Here is a 14,588-nt window from a genome sequence, read left to right as displayed (position 1 = left end):
TCACTTAATTAATTCATTTTCCAGATTTATGATTAACAATATGAAGGTTGTTGTAGTCCTACCGGCTTACAACGCCGCCAGGACACTTGAAGCAACCTATAATGAAATACCTTTCGACATTGTGGATGAGGTGGTTTTTGTTGATGATAAAAGTCACGACAACAGTGTAGAAGTTGCCAGGCAACTCGGGATAAAACATATACTTGTTCATGCTGAAAACAGAGGCTATGGCGCCAATCAGAAATCCTGCTACCAAAAAGCATTGGAACTTAATGCTGATATCGTAGTCATGCTTCACCCTGATTATCAATACACTCCAAAGCTTATTCATTCTATGGCCTATCTAATTGCCAACGATTTGTACAAGGTGGTTTTTGGTTCGCGGATCTTGGGCAAAGGAGCCCTGATGGGAGGAATGCCCTTTTATAAATATGTTGCCAACAGGATTTTGACATTGTTCCAAAATTGGATATTCTGGCAAAAACTTTCGGAGTATCACACTGGCTATAGGGCTTTTTCGGGTGAAGTGCTGAGAAAAATAAAATTCATGTCAAATTCTGATGATTTTGTATTCGATAATCAGATGATCTCACAAATTTTTATGGCGGGATTTGAAATTGCTGAAATCACATGTCCGACAAAATATTTTGAAGAGGCATCATCTATAAATTTCAGACGAAGTGTAAAATACGGTCTTGGTGTGCTGCAAACCTCCCTGATCCATTTTCTTCACAAAACAGGAATCCGTAAATCAAAGTTGTACTAATGATTAGCGGAAAGCACATCAGTAAATCATTTTACCTGCAGGATGATGTTGTTGAAGTGGCTCGCCGGCTTCTTGGAAAGGTGCTTGTTACGAATTTCGATGATTGCCAAACTTCTGGAATTATTGTTGAAACCGAAGCTTATGCAGGGTTAACGGACAGGGCCTCCCATGCCTATGGAGGTAAGATCACCAGGCGAAATGAAGTGATGTACAGAGAAGGAGGTATTGCTTATGTTTACTTGTGTTATGGAATACACTCCCTTTTTAATGTGGTTACAAATGTCAGGGGTGTTCCACATGCTGTGCTGATTCGGGCAATAATTCCATTGGATGGTATGGATCGGATGATTGGACGCTTAAAAAGCTCAAAACTTAATGTCAGGCAAGGGATTGGCCCAGGAAATGTATGCAAGTTGCTTGGAATACATTATTCTCACTCCGGTTTTCCATTGACCGGCGAAGGTTCTGCATCTTCCGGATTACACATTTGGATTGAAGACAGGGGAGAGTTGTTTCCGGGACAAATAACCGCCGGACAGCGCATAGGTGTGGATTATGCAGGAGAGGATGCATCGCTGCCTTACCGCTTTTGCCTTGAAAAACAAAAAGCCCCGTAAAACGGAGCTTTTTTTAATTTGCGTTAAAGGCTTAAACAGACCCGGCCAGTTCGCTACCAGCTTTGAATTTTACCACTTTCTTGGCGGCAATTTTCAATTCTTTTCCTGTTTGTGGGTTTCTTCCTGTTCTTGCAGCGCGTGTTGAAACGCCAAAAGATCCAAAACCAACAAGGGTAACTTTGTCGCCTGAGTTAAGCGCATGGGTGGTAGCTTTTACGAAAGCATCTAATGCTTTTTTTGAATCTACTTTGGTCAAACCGGCTTCGGCAGCCATTGCATCAATTAGTTCAGCTTTGTTCATGGTCAATGAAATTTTGATTAATAAATTAAATTATCACGGCAAATATAAGCTAAATCTGAATAATAGCAAGCATTTCAGCAATAAAAATGGTTAAAATGTGGAAAAAAAAGGCTTTTTGTTCATAATTTTAGTTAAAAATCTATAATTCAAGCGGCTTTCAAGCCGAATGATGCTTTTTACTCATCTAACTTTCCACTCCGGGGTGAGTTTAAATCCATTTAAAAAAGCATTGACCGAAAGGCTTTTTTTTCCTGCTAATTGTAGTTCATCGATCAGGACAATTCCATCCTTCGTAAAAATCCCGAACTCCTTCTTGTTGTCGCATTTTATACTTCCGGCCTTTTGCTGGTGCTCAATCTCCCTGAATGTAGTTTTGATAATTTTCATTTGGAACTGTTCGCCGGAAGGGCTGATTAAATGAGTAAAAGCGGATGGAACCGGGCTAAGTCCCCTCACCAGATTATGAATCTCCTTTGCTTTGAGGGTCCAGTCAATACGGCAATCTTCCTTAAATATCTTTGGTGCAGTGTTTAATAGCTCACCGGGCATGAATAAATTGCACTGTGGAGTTAATCTGATAGAATCGTTTTGGATGGCTTCAACAGTTTTTAGAACTAAAGCAGCACCTGCAACCATCATCCTGTCATGAAGTTGGCCGAAAGTTTCAAGTTCACCAATCGGCAGTTTTTCACGATAGATTACATTGCCGGTATCGATCTCATGCGTTAAAAAGAAAGTTGTAACACCTGTTTCCGTTTCACCTTTAATAATGGCATGATTAATAGGTGCTGCACCGCGATATTGAGGAAGCAGAGAAGCATGAAGATTAAACGTGCCATATTCAGGATAAGCCCACACCACTTCGGGCAACATCCTGAATGCAACCACTATACCGAGGTTTGGGTTCAATGCTTTAAAGTTCTTCAAAAACAGAGGGTCTTTAAGGTTTTCCGGTTGTAATAGGTTTAACCCTTTTTTCTCAGCAAATTCTTTTACATCGGTTTTCCTGATCTGCTTACCCCGACCTGCAACTTTATCCGGTGCCGTGATTACACCAACTACATTATAATCAGCTGACAGAATTGCTTCAAGTGATGCAACGGCAAACTTTGGTGAACCCATAAATACAATGCGAAGGTCTTTTTTCATTAAATGGCGATGCGTTAAATAATTTGGCGAAAGTAAAGTTTTCGTGGTTTTCCGGTTTGCCTGATTTTAAGTTGACCTCTATCCTCCTTTTTTTATATTGGCTCTATTCTCATTGCAAAAAGGACAATTAAACCTGACAAAAATTGCCAGCTATTTAAGCTCCTTCGAGCCAGCCTCTACTTTCAAAAGTGTTGATTTTAAATAGTTGTAAGATAATTCACTTCCACCTTTCTCAAATCTTTGAACCTTTTAATCACATTGTCAGCTCTACTTTTTCTTACGGCAAAATCGAGGGTGCAGGTCAGGTGAAAATTGTGATTGATTTGGTCGAGATCCTCTTCTTTCATGATACGCATTATATCATTCATATCCTCGTATGCAAACTTAACCTGGTAAACTTCACTGACAATTCGTGTTTCGATGGTGTTGTTGATGAGGGCTTCCTGAGCAGCAAACTTGTAGGCATTGATGAGCCCCCTGACACCGAGTTTAATGCCGCCGAAATACCTGATAACCACAATAAGCGTATTGGTCAAATCATGAACGAGGAGTTGCCCGTGAATGGGTTTCCCTGCAGTACCAGAAGGTTCACCATCATCATTCATCCGAAAAGCATCTTTATTAAACCCCAAAATATAGGCATAGCAGTGATGCCGGGCATCGAAATATTCCCTTTTTAAGGTTTCAATTTCAGCTTTTACCTGCTCCTCAGTCTGAACAGGAATGGCAAAAGAAATGAATCTGCTCCCCTTATCCTTAAAGACACCTTCTGATCTGCTGACGATAGTTTTGTATGTATCCTCAAAAAGCATGATTAAATTTTTGCAAAAATAGAAGCTATTGAGAATGTTTGTCACTTTTTGCGCTTGAAAAAGCATCCTCTTCAATTTTTTTTTTGGAATTGTGAAAAATGTGTATCTTTCACCCTGAAATTAAAAACTGAATCCCATGGAAAATCATATCATGGAGTACTTTCAAAAACGCTATCAGCAGCAGTTGATCCCGCCGGTTCGAACAAAAGCACCAGGGCCGGTTCTCACTATTTCGCGCGAATGCGGCTGCGAAGGAACAGCACTTGCCCGTCAGCTTGCACTTCGTCTGAATGAATACTATCTACCCATCGGTTGCAAATCGAGTTGGGAAGTAATCAGCAAGAAAATCCTTGAAGCAGCAGCGCAGGAATTAAAGACCCAGAGCGAAAATATAAAGTTTATTTTTGATTCTGAACAGCGAACCATGTGGGAGGATTTCATGCAATCAGTCACTTCTAAAGAATACCACAGTGAATGGAAAATTAAAAACGCCATTAAAAATGTAATCCGCGATTTTGCTACCGAAGGGTATTCAATCATTCTTGGTCGTGGAGGAGCACAAATCACCCGTGACATTGAGAAAGCGCTGCATGTGAAATTGGTTGCGCCGGTTCAATGGCGGGCTGAACGATTTATGGAAAAACACGACCTGTCAAAAGCGGTTGCTCTTGCCAGGATCAAAGAAATTGACAATAATCGCGATAAACTGATCAAAATGCTCTATGCTGGCTGCTCGCAGGAATTGTGCTATGATATTACCTACAATGTGGAAAAGTTTTCGACAGGTCAATTGGTATTGGATATTATCCACCTGATGCAACAGAAAAAACTGATATAGCAGAAGGTTACTTTATCCTTTGTAAAAATCAAGAATTTCAGTAAGGCTGATAATTTCCACGTTGTCTTCAATCCATTCTCCAAATGAGCATATTGCCAGTTTGTAGTCGCGATCAAAATCCATCTGGCTAAGAATTACATCTACTTCCAAACCTCCATCCATCAGTTTTACTTCACGGCCATTGAATACTACCGCGAATGAACTCAATGGCCTTGTAAGTCCCGTACCAACAGCTTTCAGATAGCTTTCCTTGATAGTCCAAAATTTAAAAAACCATTCATCCTTTGCTGACTCCTCGATCTGGTCGAGAAAGAAGACTTCTTCTTCAGAAAAATACCGATGTGCAACTTCCAAATTAGCTTTTTTAACCCTTTCGATATCGATACCCACAATCTTCTCCGAAAAAGCTGCCACTATCCAGCTACCTGAATGTGAAACATTAAAATGAAGATTCTGCCGGTTCTTAAGAAATGGCTTATTATGATCATTGTACCCCAGTACAACATCAGAATCCCGGATCAGATATCGTTTTGATAGTAACATCCTGATAAGGAGATCGCTAAAAAAACTGTGCTGTAAGGCTGTAAGATTTCTGTATTTTTTTCTGAATTGTGAAAAATGGCCAGGTTTTAGCCTCTCGAGTTCATCCTCAACAGCCAGAAATTCATTTCCATCCAATATTTTGATCCCAAAAAGTCTTACCATCAGCAAATAATTTATCCAAAAGCGATTTGCGAAGCTATGAAAAAAAATCATCGTGTGATATTTCTCCTTCAAAACTTTCTGTTCATGACTACATTTATCTTCCAAAATTTCAAATTATGCTATTTTTGACGCTTCAATTGAATCTGATACCTGCCATGCGATTTTTCAGAATACTGCTGATTTTCTTATTAATATTCATTAGGTGCAATACCACTGACATCATTTCAAGGGAATTTAACCTCGAATTGCCGGAAGAGGTTGTTATTCCTCCTCCCATGTCAGCAGAGCGTATGGAGCACATCGAAACGCTTGTTCAGAGAGTCCTTGATAACCATCGATTTAACGGTAATGTGCTGATTGCATTTAAAGGATATCCTATCGTAAAGATTTCACGAGGGTATTCCAATATATTCACAAAAAAGCCAATGAATTTCGAAACAGTTTTCCAACTGGCTTCGGTCAGCAAAGCTTTTACCGCAATGTCAGTATTAATGTTGCATGAACGCGGGAAACTGCATATAGAAGAACCGGTTCAGAATTACATCCCTGAATTTCCGTTTGAAGAAATTACAATTAAACACCTTTTGCAGCACACATCTGGGCTTCAGAACTATATGTATTTTGTTGATAATTACTGGGATAAAGAAAAATCACTAACTTACGATGATGTATTGACATTACTGAAGGAACATAATTCAGGACTTGGATTTACACCAGGTCGCCGACACCATTACAGCAATACAGGATATGCTATGCTTGCGATGCTGGTAGAACGGGTTTCTAATATGCCTTTTCATCAGTTTGTAAAGCAACATATTTTTGACCCTGTTGGAATGGATCATTCTTTTGTCTGGAATAAAACTACCATAGATACTTCTTCAAACGTCGCTTTCGGATTTGTGCGGCGCGGCAGGCGTTACAGTAAGTTTGATCACGATCCTTTGGATGAAATAGGAGGCGATAAAAGTGTTTATAGTACAATGGATGATTTGCTTAAATGGGAACAGGCCTGGAGCAATAATCTATTGATCAGCGATTCCCTTACCAAAATAGCTTTTACAAAAGTTATAACGCCAAGAAACCGCTTTCATGACTATGGAATGGGCTGGAGATTCATGGTTGTTGACGATAAACAGGTAATTTATCATAACGGCCTTTGGAATGGATTCACTACAAGTCTCACACGATATATTGAAGATTCGGTGACTATTATTCTTCTGAACAACGTAAATGCACCTGCAGCATCAATTGTGAAGCAGCTTTATAACACAATTAAAGATGAAGTTATTGAAGAACCTTTCAAGGTTAACCAAAAGGATGATCCTATTGCTTCGCTTAGCTCAGGTAGAGGCTTGTAATGTTTTTTTTGGAAAAATCATTTCATTAACAATTCACCTGCAAAAAAAAATCTATTTTTGTACCACTGCAAACGAGTGTTCATTCACATAAAAAACTTAATTTATCATGACTGAAAACATGAACAATATCGTGTTGGTTCCCACAGATTTTACACCAGTGGGCGACAATGCCATTAACCAGGCTTCAGAAGCCGCAAAATTCCTAAGTTACAAAGTAGTTGTGCTGCATGTGATCGATAGCACTACGAAAAGTCAACTAAAAAAGGATAGCCTTGATGAGAATGCTATCAAAGAAAAACTAAACGAAATTGTTGCTGACATTAAAGCTAATTTCGGGATCGAGGCTGAATGCATTGCCCGAGAAGGCACAATCTTTACTACCATCAGTGATGTGGCCAAGGAGATAGGTGCTAATCTTCTTTACCTTGGAACACATGGAAAAATTGGTATTCAGCACCTCACGGGTAGTTACGCTTTGAAGGTGGTAACCAGTTCACCTGCACCTGTTATTGTTGTTCAAAAGCGATCTTTCGATAATGGCTACCGCCATATTGTGCTCCCGATTACAAGTGATGCAGGGCCATGGGAAAAAACCAAATGGGCAGTTCACATTGCCAAGCAATTCAATTCCCAAATTCATATCTACCAGATGGCAGGTGATGAAATTAATGAGGCTGTAAAACAAATTACTGAATATTTCAGCACGAACGATGTGAAATTTGCCATCAGGATAGCCGAAAAGAATACAAATTTTGCCAAACAGGTGATTGACTTTGCAACAACTATCAATGCTGATCTGATCATGATTATGACCGACCCGGACCAAAGTTTTAAACGTTTTATCCTGGGATCCTGGGACGAGCAGATTATCTTTAATGGTTCACAAATACCTGCCATGTGTATCAATCCCCGAAAACTTAACTGGCAGAAAATTGTTTCTTACTAAAGCCGTTTTGCTAATTAAAAAATTATTGAGCCGGATAAAATTCCGGCTCTTTTGTTACGCTGACAAAATATGGACACATTGATAATGATAACTCAAAACCAGCACTAATTCATGGATTACGAGGGAGTCAAAACATTTATGATTGGTATGTTAAGCAGGGAGCTTAAACCAGATCTTTTCTACCATGATCTTAATCACACACTTGATGTGCTGCATTCGGCTGAAAGGCTTATGGCTGCTGAAAACATAAATCCCTATGACCAGGCACTGGTGAAAACAGCCTGCTTATTTCACGATTCAGGAATGTTGAAAACATATGTTGGTCATGAAGAAGCTTCTTGTGCCTTAGCCGCTGGATTATTACCAGGGTATGGTTACAATCAGAATGAAATCGAAATCATCAGCAACATGATAATGACTACAAAACTCCCGCAAAGCGCAACCAAGAAGCTGGAGCAAATCATTTGTGATGCCGACCTTGACTACCTTGGACGAAGTGATTTTTTTATGATTTCTCATCGCTTAAAACATGAATGGGATATCCATCAATTCAAAATAACATCTCTTAAGCAATGGTACCAACTGCAAGTCTCCTTTTTGAAAAATCATCACTACTTTACCAAATCGGCCATTACAACCCGGGAATCCCTAAAGCAGCAGAATCTGCTTGAGATATTGGAGTTGCTGAATGGATCTGCATAGTTCGCTTCAGGGTATTTCTGACTCTTTTCTTTGCTCATAAATCCAATCTGTTTTTATTGTGTTCTTTGCAGGTAGGTTTTTTATCCTTGGGGCTGCTTTTTTCCCTCTCCTTTTAAATTTCAGCGTAAATTACCTGCCATTTATCCGGTACTCTCTGTTCCATGCTTTTCGCTATGAGTCCCATGCAATTTTTTTTCTCTATTTTTGGTTGTTTAAAAGTTATTGATCATGTTGAAACCTGACCAGGCAAAAAATCGCATTGAAGAGCTTTCGAAAGAATTGAACGAACACAATTATCGTTACTACGTCCTTTCGGAACCGGTGATTTCGGATTATGATTTTGATATGAAAATGAAAGAATTGGGAGATCTTGAAGCGGTATTTCCTCAATTTTCTTCACCGGATTCTCCAACAAAGCGGGTAGGGGGGGAGATCACGAAAGAGTTTCGTCAGGTGAAGCACGAATACCCGATGATGTCGCTTGGCAACACCTACTCAAAGCAGGAAGTGGTGGATTTTATCAATCGCGTGAAAAAGGTGATTTCTGGAGATGTTGAATTTGTTTGCGAATTGAAATATGACGGCGTTGCCATCGGGCTACGTTATGAAAATGGTAAACTGGCGATGGGAGTTACACGCGGCGATGGAGAACAGGGAGATGATGTAACAGCTAACATCAAAACCATCAGGAGCGTACCATTGAAATTGCATGGAGCGGGATTTCCAGAAAAATTCGAAATCCGCGGCGAGGTGATGATGACCAGAGATGCGTTTGATAAGTTGAATGAAGCTAAAATTGAAAACGGCGACCAACCTTTTGCCAACCCGCGCAATGCTGCATCGGGTAGTCTTAAAATGCAGGATTCAGCCGAAGTTTCCAAACGCAACCTCGATTGCTTTCTCTATCACCTGAACGGTGAAAACTTACCCCATAACAACCATTACGACAACATCCAGGAGTGTCGCAGGTGGGGCTTCAAAATCCCTAAATTCATGGCTAAGTGCCGCACTATTGACGAAATTTTCGAGTTCATCAACAATTGGGAACACGAGCGCCGCCAACTCAACTTCGACATTGATGGCGTGGTGATCAAGGTAAACAGTTACACACAGCAGCAGGAGCTTGGTTTCACGGCAAAGTCGCCCCGCTGGGCCATTGCTTATAAATATGCTGCCGAAAGCGCCTCCACCCGGCTCCTTTCCATTGATTACCAGGTGGGACGCACAGGCGCCGTTACTCCTGTTGCCAACCTTGAGCCGGTGTTGCTGGCCGGAACAACTGTTAAACGGGCGTCATTGCACAATGCCGACATCATCAAAAAACTCGATGTCAGGATTGGCGATACCGTTTTTGTAGAAAAAGGCGGTGAAATCATCCCGAAGATCACTGGAGTTGATTTAAATCTGCGCCCGGCCAATGCCATCGAAACCGTTTTTATTAAAAACTGTCCCGAGTGCGAAACTCCATTAATCCGCGCCGAAGGCGAAGCTGCCTACTACTGCCCCAACGACACCGGCTGCCCGCCTCAGATCAAAGGCAAACTCGAACACTTTATCAGCCGTAAAGCGATGGATATTGAAGGTTTGGGAGAAGGAACCATAGTTTTGTTATTTGACAAGGATTACCTAAAGAAGTTTAGTGATCTATATGAGCTAAATCGTTACAAAAAAGAACTCATAGGATTAGAGAAAGTCATAATCCCTGATACCTATGAGCTACCAAAAGTTCCATTAGAAAAAGTGATCTTCGCATTCAGGATTGGATATAACGGACTATCATTGAAAAATTCAAATGCGATAGTTAAGCATTTCAAATCATTAGCAAATTATTCAAAGGCCACATACACTGACTTGGAAGAAATAATTGACTTTCAAGGAAACAAAAGTATTAGTGTTGAAAGAATTCGAGAAAAGATTTACGAATATTTGAAAAATCCCTTCAATCAAGAATATCTTAAATCATTTGGTAGCGATTTTGAAAGAGAGGATGGCATTTCACTCGAAACAATAATAAGATTACTAAATATTCCCGGTGTCACTGAAACTGATATCAAAATATTGATAAAAAACTTCGATTACATTTATTTGATTTCAAAAGCATCAGTTGAGGAATTGATGAAGATTGGAATAGAATTGGATATTTCTGAAAAAGTAAACAATTTTTTTAAGGATAAAAAAGTAATTGATTGGATTTCAAAGCTTAATACACTGTCAATAACATCAATTCAGGAAAAGAGTAGAGATAATCTCTTATTGAGCATTGAGAACTCAAAAGAACGCGCATTTCATTATGTGCTTTATGCTTTAGGAATCAGGTATGTGGGTGAAACAGTAGCGAAAAAATTGGCTCATGAGTTTGGTTCCATTGATAGGCTTATGAATACTTCTTTCGACGATTTGTTGAGTGTGCCGGACATTGGATTGAGCATTGCCAATAGCGTAATTGATTATTTTAAAAATCCATTGAACAGAGATGAAATAGGAAAATTGAAAAAGCATGGTCTGAAGTTTGAAATCGAAGAAACTTTGAGGTCTAATCAAATCGCAGATTCAGTTTTTAACGGTAAATCGTTTATCGTCACAGGAACGCTTCCTACCTTATCAAGAGAAGAAGCAAAAAAAATGATAGAGGAAAATGGAGGAAGATTTGTCAGCTCTGTTTCATCGAAAACTGATTTTCTAATTTTAGGAGAAAGCCCTGGCTCAAAACTAATTAAAGCACAAAAACTTGGTGTTAAAATTATCAATGAGACTGAATTTCTAAACCTCATAAAAAATGAATAATCTATGCTTTACTGCATTTGATGTTGAAACAGCGAACAGCAGAATGCATTCGATCTGTTCAATAGGAGTGGTGGTAATAAAGTACGGTAAATTGGTTTTTAGAGAAAAATTCCTCGTGCAGCCTCCTAATAATGAATACAGCCACTGGAATATTAAAGTTCATGGAATCACTCCTGATTTAACAGAAAATTCACCAAGCTTTTCCGATATCTGGGATTCAATTCGTAATTTCTTCGAGGATCAATTGGTAGTAGCTCACAATATTTCTTTTGATCGTTCTGCATTGGAGCAAACATTGAATTACTATCAAATAGAAATCCCCAAATTTCTTGATGATTGCACCTATAGATTAACAGGACTAAAGTTAAATGAGGCATGTTCGATTTATGGAATTGATCTCAAACATCATGATGCTCTTTCAGATGCTTTGGGATGTGCCAATCTTTATTTGAAAATTGCAAATAACGAAGCCCCCGATTTCAAAAAACTTGAGAAAAAGCAAGATCAAATTCACAGAGAGCAAGTTTTTCATGATAGGATTAGTAAAGAAAATTGCATCCCTAACTATGATCGAGTTATTAAACAAACACCTTTTTTCAAAAAGAATGCGGTAATTTCAGGAGTTTTCAAGAATTATACAAGGAATGAACTTGCTAAATTACTCTGCTCGTTGGGCTGCAAAATTCAATCAAATGTCAATAAATCAACTACATATTTAGTTGCTGGATTAGAATTTGGACCTCGCAAATACGAAAATGCCAAATCTATTGGCATTAGGATAATTAGTGAAAGTGAACTTGAGCTGCTTCTTCAAAATGATTTAGCGGATACATCTGAATTCCACACGGGATGTTGTTTAGGTAACCAGTTGCAGGGATTGAAAATTTTAGTCAGCGGCGTCTTTCAGCACTTTTCCCGCGACGAGATCAAGCGGGTGATTGAGCAGCATGGCGGGAAAAATGTCAGTTCAGTCAGTGGTAACACCGATTTTTTAGTTGCCGGCGAAAATATGGGTCCTGCCAAACGGGAAAAAGCCGAATCGCTCGGAGTGAAGATCATCAGCGAGGAGGAGTTTTTGGAGATGATAAAGCAATGATTATTAACACTAAGTCAAACTATTTTTTTTGAATCAAACGCCGGTTTCTTACCTGAACACCACTTCATCAATCACATTATCTTTCACTTTGCGGTTGAGTGCTTTTTTAATTTTTTCACGGGCGTAGGTAAGTTCGTTGCGCAGGGCTGCTGAGTCCACTTCAACATATAGTACTTTCTTGCTTATCCTGAGTTGTACAGTGTGTTTGGCAATCATTTCACCGACAACGCTTTCCCACGAACTGATCAGACTGGCTTCTTTCAGTTTGCCTTCGAAACGGTAAGATGCGATCAGCTGTTTGAGCACCTCGCCAAGTGTTTGCTCGTTTGATACCCGGAATGACATATTCGTTATTGGTTAAAGTGAAGATAATGGAGTGGCTGTCCCACTTTTGATCTGGTAAATTTTATAATTGTTCGAAATTTTGGTAAGCAGATGCTCGATGCGTTCCTGCTGAGTATCAGTGATGAAAACCTGTCCAAAATTATTTTCCACCATTAATTGAATGATTTGCTCCACACGTTTGTGGTCCAATTTGTCGAAGATATCGTCAAGAAGAATCAGTGGTTTGAAGCCTTTCAGCTCTTTGATGTACATGTATTGCGCAAGTCGCAGGGCGATGATAAACGACTTCTGTTGTCCCTGCGAACCAAACTTTTTCACCGGATACCCTTCGATGTTGAATATCAGGTCGTCTTTGTGAACACCGGCGCTGGTGAAACGCAGTGATTTATCACGATCGAGGGATATGGACAGTAATTCTTCAGCACTTTTTTCGAGTAGCTGTGAATCATATACAATGGTCGCCTTCTCTTTTCCACCGGAAACCATGCTGAAATAATGATCGAATATGGGCTGATAGGCTTCAAGGAAGGTTTTCCTTACCGGAAAAATCTGGTTACCGATCTCACAAAGCTGATGATCCCAGATTTCAAGCAGTGATCGGTCGAAGAAGTTTTTATCGGCAAAAGATTTGAGCAATGAATTTCGCTGGGCCAGGGCTTTGTTGTAGTTGATCAGGTTGTCGAGATAAATGGGGTCGAACTGGCTGATGACGCTGTCAATAAACCGCCGACGTACCTCGCTGCCCTCGTTGATCAGGTCGCGGTCGTATGGTGAGATCATCACCAGCGGGTAGCGCCCGATGTGATCGGCCAGCCGTAAGTATTCCTTCTTGTTCAGTTTAAAACTCTTCTTCTGATTGCGCTTTTGTACGCACTGGATGGTGTCGTTTTTTTCTTCATTAATCACATATTCACCCAAAATGGAAAAGTATTCCTGGTTGTGCCGGATGTTCTGCGTATCGATAGCGTTGAAATAGCTTTTACAAAACGAAAGGTAAAATATTGCATCAAGTATGTTGGTCTTTCCAGCGGCATTGTCGCCGATCAGGCAATTGATTTTAGGTGAAAATTCCAACTCTGCTGAGGGATAATTCTTGAAATCGTGTATTTTGAGGCTTTTGAGATACATTCAATTTACGCTTTGATCATTGTTTTGATGTGTTGTTTCACTTTTTCGAGCAGCCAGGGTGGGGTAGAGGTGGCGCCCGTAATGCCCACCGATTTGCAACCGGCAAACCATTCAGGTTTGAGCACAGCTTCATTTTCGATAAAAACAGAATTTAGATTCTCCAACCGGCATAATCCATACAAATATTGACCATTGGACGATTTTTTTCCACCCACAAAAATAACCAAATCATGTTCACGGGCAAACTGAATCATTTGCTCTTTCCGGTTTTTTACGTGGTTGCAGATGCTCTTCTGAACTGTAACCTCCCTGCCTCTGGGGTTCCCTCCACCCATCAGGGCGAATTGAGCAGGGTCAGTTTCGTCTTTCCGCCTGGATTGATGGACGTAAATTCTCTTCACCACCTCCTCAAAAAAATCCGCATCTACAGTGGTCTGTGCAAAAATATAAACCGATTTTCCATGATCCACTTTTTCGATGTCGGATAGACTTTCAATAATAATAGCCTGAAAATTTGTTTGTCCGGCCAATCCGATTACTTCTGGATGAGCTTTTTTTCCAACAATTACGATCTGCAAGTCTTCCTTTCTACTTTCTATCCAAACTTTCCTGATTTTTTGCTGAAGTTTAGTAACGATCGGACACGTAGCTTCGATCAGCGTTAGCCGGTTTTTATTGGCTGTATCGTAGGTTGACGGTGGTTCGCCGTGCGCCCTGATCAACACAGTTTTTTCATGGAGTTCTCCGAAATCCTTGTAAGTAATAGTCTTCATCCCCAAATCGTTCAATCGTTTTTCCTCACTTTCGTTGTGGACAATCTGTCCCAGGCTGAATAACTCCTGCCCGTTATCAAGCTCCATTTCAGCCAGTTGGATGGCTCGCTGAACTCCAAAACAAAATCCTGCACCCGGATCAATCTCAATCTTCATTGGTCAATTAAATTTGCGTTGCAAAATAATGGTTTATTTTCGCATGATTAAAACGATTTTTCGTTTAGACTTCAATATTTACTTGTAGCTTTTAACTGCAAATACAACTTTC

15 protein-coding genes are annotated in these 14,588 nt (G+C 40.0%); 8 read left to right on the top strand and 7 right to left on the bottom strand.

Translation table 11 applies throughout. The features are described from left to right. The first annotated feature begins 28 nt into the window (after nt 1-28). Together IH598_09710 and IH598_09705 are read left to right on the top strand one after the other, a co-directional pair. Nucleotides 29-766, top strand: a complete 738-nt coding sequence (locus IH598_09710; GenBank protein MBE0638784.1) for a glycosyltransferase family 2 protein — start codon at nt 29-31, stop codon at nt 764-766. Next, on the top strand, nt 766-1,383 hold the full coding sequence (locus IH598_09705) for a DNA-3-methyladenine glycosylase (protein ID MBE0638783.1): 618 nt from the start codon (nt 766-768) through the stop codon (nt 1,381-1,383). Before IH598_09710 ends, IH598_09705 begins: the two co-directional genes overlap by 1 nt. A gap of 31 nt (nt 1,384-1,414) precedes the next feature. On the opposite strand, the gene IH598_09700 is transcribed toward IH598_09705, so the two are convergent. The 3 genes from IH598_09700 to IH598_09690 form a co-directional block, all read right to left on the bottom strand. Beyond that, nucleotides 1,415-1,684, bottom strand: coding sequence for an HU family DNA-binding protein (locus IH598_09700; GenBank protein MBE0638782.1), 270 nt, complete (start codon nt 1,682-1,684; stop codon nt 1,415-1,417). 180 nt (nt 1,685-1,864) lie between these two features. Then, nucleotides 1,865-2,833, bottom strand: coding sequence for a methionyl-tRNA formyltransferase (locus IH598_09695; protein ID MBE0638781.1), 969 nt, complete (start codon nt 2,831-2,833; stop codon nt 1,865-1,867). 197 nt (nt 2,834-3,030) lie between these two features. Further along, a complete protein-coding gene (locus IH598_09690) occupies nt 3,031-3,645 on the bottom strand; it encodes a YigZ family protein (GenBank protein MBE0638780.1) in 615 nt (204 codons plus the stop codon). A 136-nt stretch (nt 3,646-3,781) separates the two neighbouring features. Between IH598_09690 and IH598_09685 the strand changes: the two genes are divergently transcribed. After that, complete coding sequence (locus IH598_09685) at nt 3,782-4,483, top strand: cytidylate kinase-like family protein (GenBank protein MBE0638779.1); 702 nt, start codon at nt 3,782-3,784, stop codon at nt 4,481-4,483. 12 nt (nt 4,484-4,495) lie between these two features. Here IH598_09685 and IH598_09680 read toward each other — a convergent pair whose 3' ends face one another. Further along, complete coding sequence (locus tag IH598_09680) at nt 4,496-5,188, bottom strand: 4'-phosphopantetheinyl transferase superfamily protein (GenBank protein ID MBE0638778.1); 693 nt, start codon at nt 5,186-5,188, stop codon at nt 4,496-4,498. Nucleotides 5,189-5,304: 116 nt separating this feature from the next. Between IH598_09680 and IH598_09675 the strand changes: the two genes are divergently transcribed. The 5 genes from IH598_09675 to IH598_09655 all read left to right on the top strand — a co-directional run bounded on the left by IH598_09675 (nt 5,305) and on the right by IH598_09655 (nt 12,074). Then, the gene (locus tag IH598_09675) at nt 5,305-6,546 is read left to right on the top strand and encodes a beta-lactamase family protein (protein MBE0638777.1); all 1,242 of its coding nucleotides are present in this window, start codon (nt 5,305-5,307) and stop codon (nt 6,544-6,546) included. Between the two features lie 106 nt (nt 6,547-6,652). Beyond that, the gene (locus IH598_09670; GenBank protein ID MBE0638776.1) at nt 6,653-7,492 is read left to right on the top strand and encodes a universal stress protein; all 840 of its coding nucleotides are present in this window, start codon (nt 6,653-6,655) and stop codon (nt 7,490-7,492) included. Between the two features lie 111 nt (nt 7,493-7,603). Continuing rightward, nucleotides 7,604-8,194, top strand: coding sequence for an HD domain-containing protein (locus tag IH598_09665; GenBank protein MBE0638775.1), 591 nt, complete (start codon nt 7,604-7,606; stop codon nt 8,192-8,194). A 228-nt stretch (nt 8,195-8,422) separates the two neighbouring features. Further along, entirely contained in the window at nt 8,423-10,978 is a 2,556-nt protein-coding gene (ligA, locus tag IH598_09660) for an NAD-dependent DNA ligase LigA (protein ID MBE0638774.1), read from the top strand. Next, nucleotides 10,971-12,074: a 3'-5' exoribonuclease gene (locus IH598_09655; protein ID MBE0638773.1), complete on the top strand. Its 1,104-nt coding sequence runs from the start codon at nt 10,971-10,973 to the stop codon at nt 12,072-12,074. The genes ligA and IH598_09655 overlap by 8 nt, the downstream gene beginning before the upstream one ends. Before the next feature lie 48 nt (nt 12,075-12,122). On the opposite strand, the gene IH598_09650 is transcribed toward IH598_09655, so the two are convergent. The 3 genes from IH598_09650 to IH598_09640 are packed head-to-tail and all read right to left on the bottom strand — an operon-like array spanning nt 12,123 to nt 14,476. Then, nucleotides 12,123-12,419 (bottom strand): DUF721 domain-containing protein, encoded by a 297-nt coding sequence (locus tag IH598_09650; GenBank protein MBE0638772.1) that lies wholly within the window; start codon nt 12,417-12,419, stop codon nt 12,123-12,125. A gap of 12 nt (nt 12,420-12,431) precedes the next feature. Continuing rightward, nucleotides 12,432-13,547, bottom strand: coding sequence for a DNA replication/repair protein RecF (locus IH598_09645; protein ID MBE0638771.1), 1,116 nt, complete (start codon nt 13,545-13,547; stop codon nt 12,432-12,434). Nucleotides 13,548-13,552: 5 nt separating this feature from the next. Next, the gene (locus tag IH598_09640) at nt 13,553-14,476 is read right to left on the bottom strand and encodes a 4-hydroxy-3-methylbut-2-enyl diphosphate reductase (GenBank protein MBE0638770.1); all 924 of its coding nucleotides are present in this window, start codon (nt 14,474-14,476) and stop codon (nt 13,553-13,555) included. Between the last annotated feature and the right edge of the window lie 112 nt (nt 14,477-14,588).

The organism is Bacteroidales bacterium (assembly GCA_014860585.1).
In the GTDB taxonomy this organism is placed as follows: Bacteria; Bacteroidota; Bacteroidia; order Bacteroidales; family 4484-276; genus RZYY01.
The sequence above is the reverse complement of the archived record's forward strand: the minus strand, read 5'-3'. Positions and strand labels throughout refer to the sequence as shown.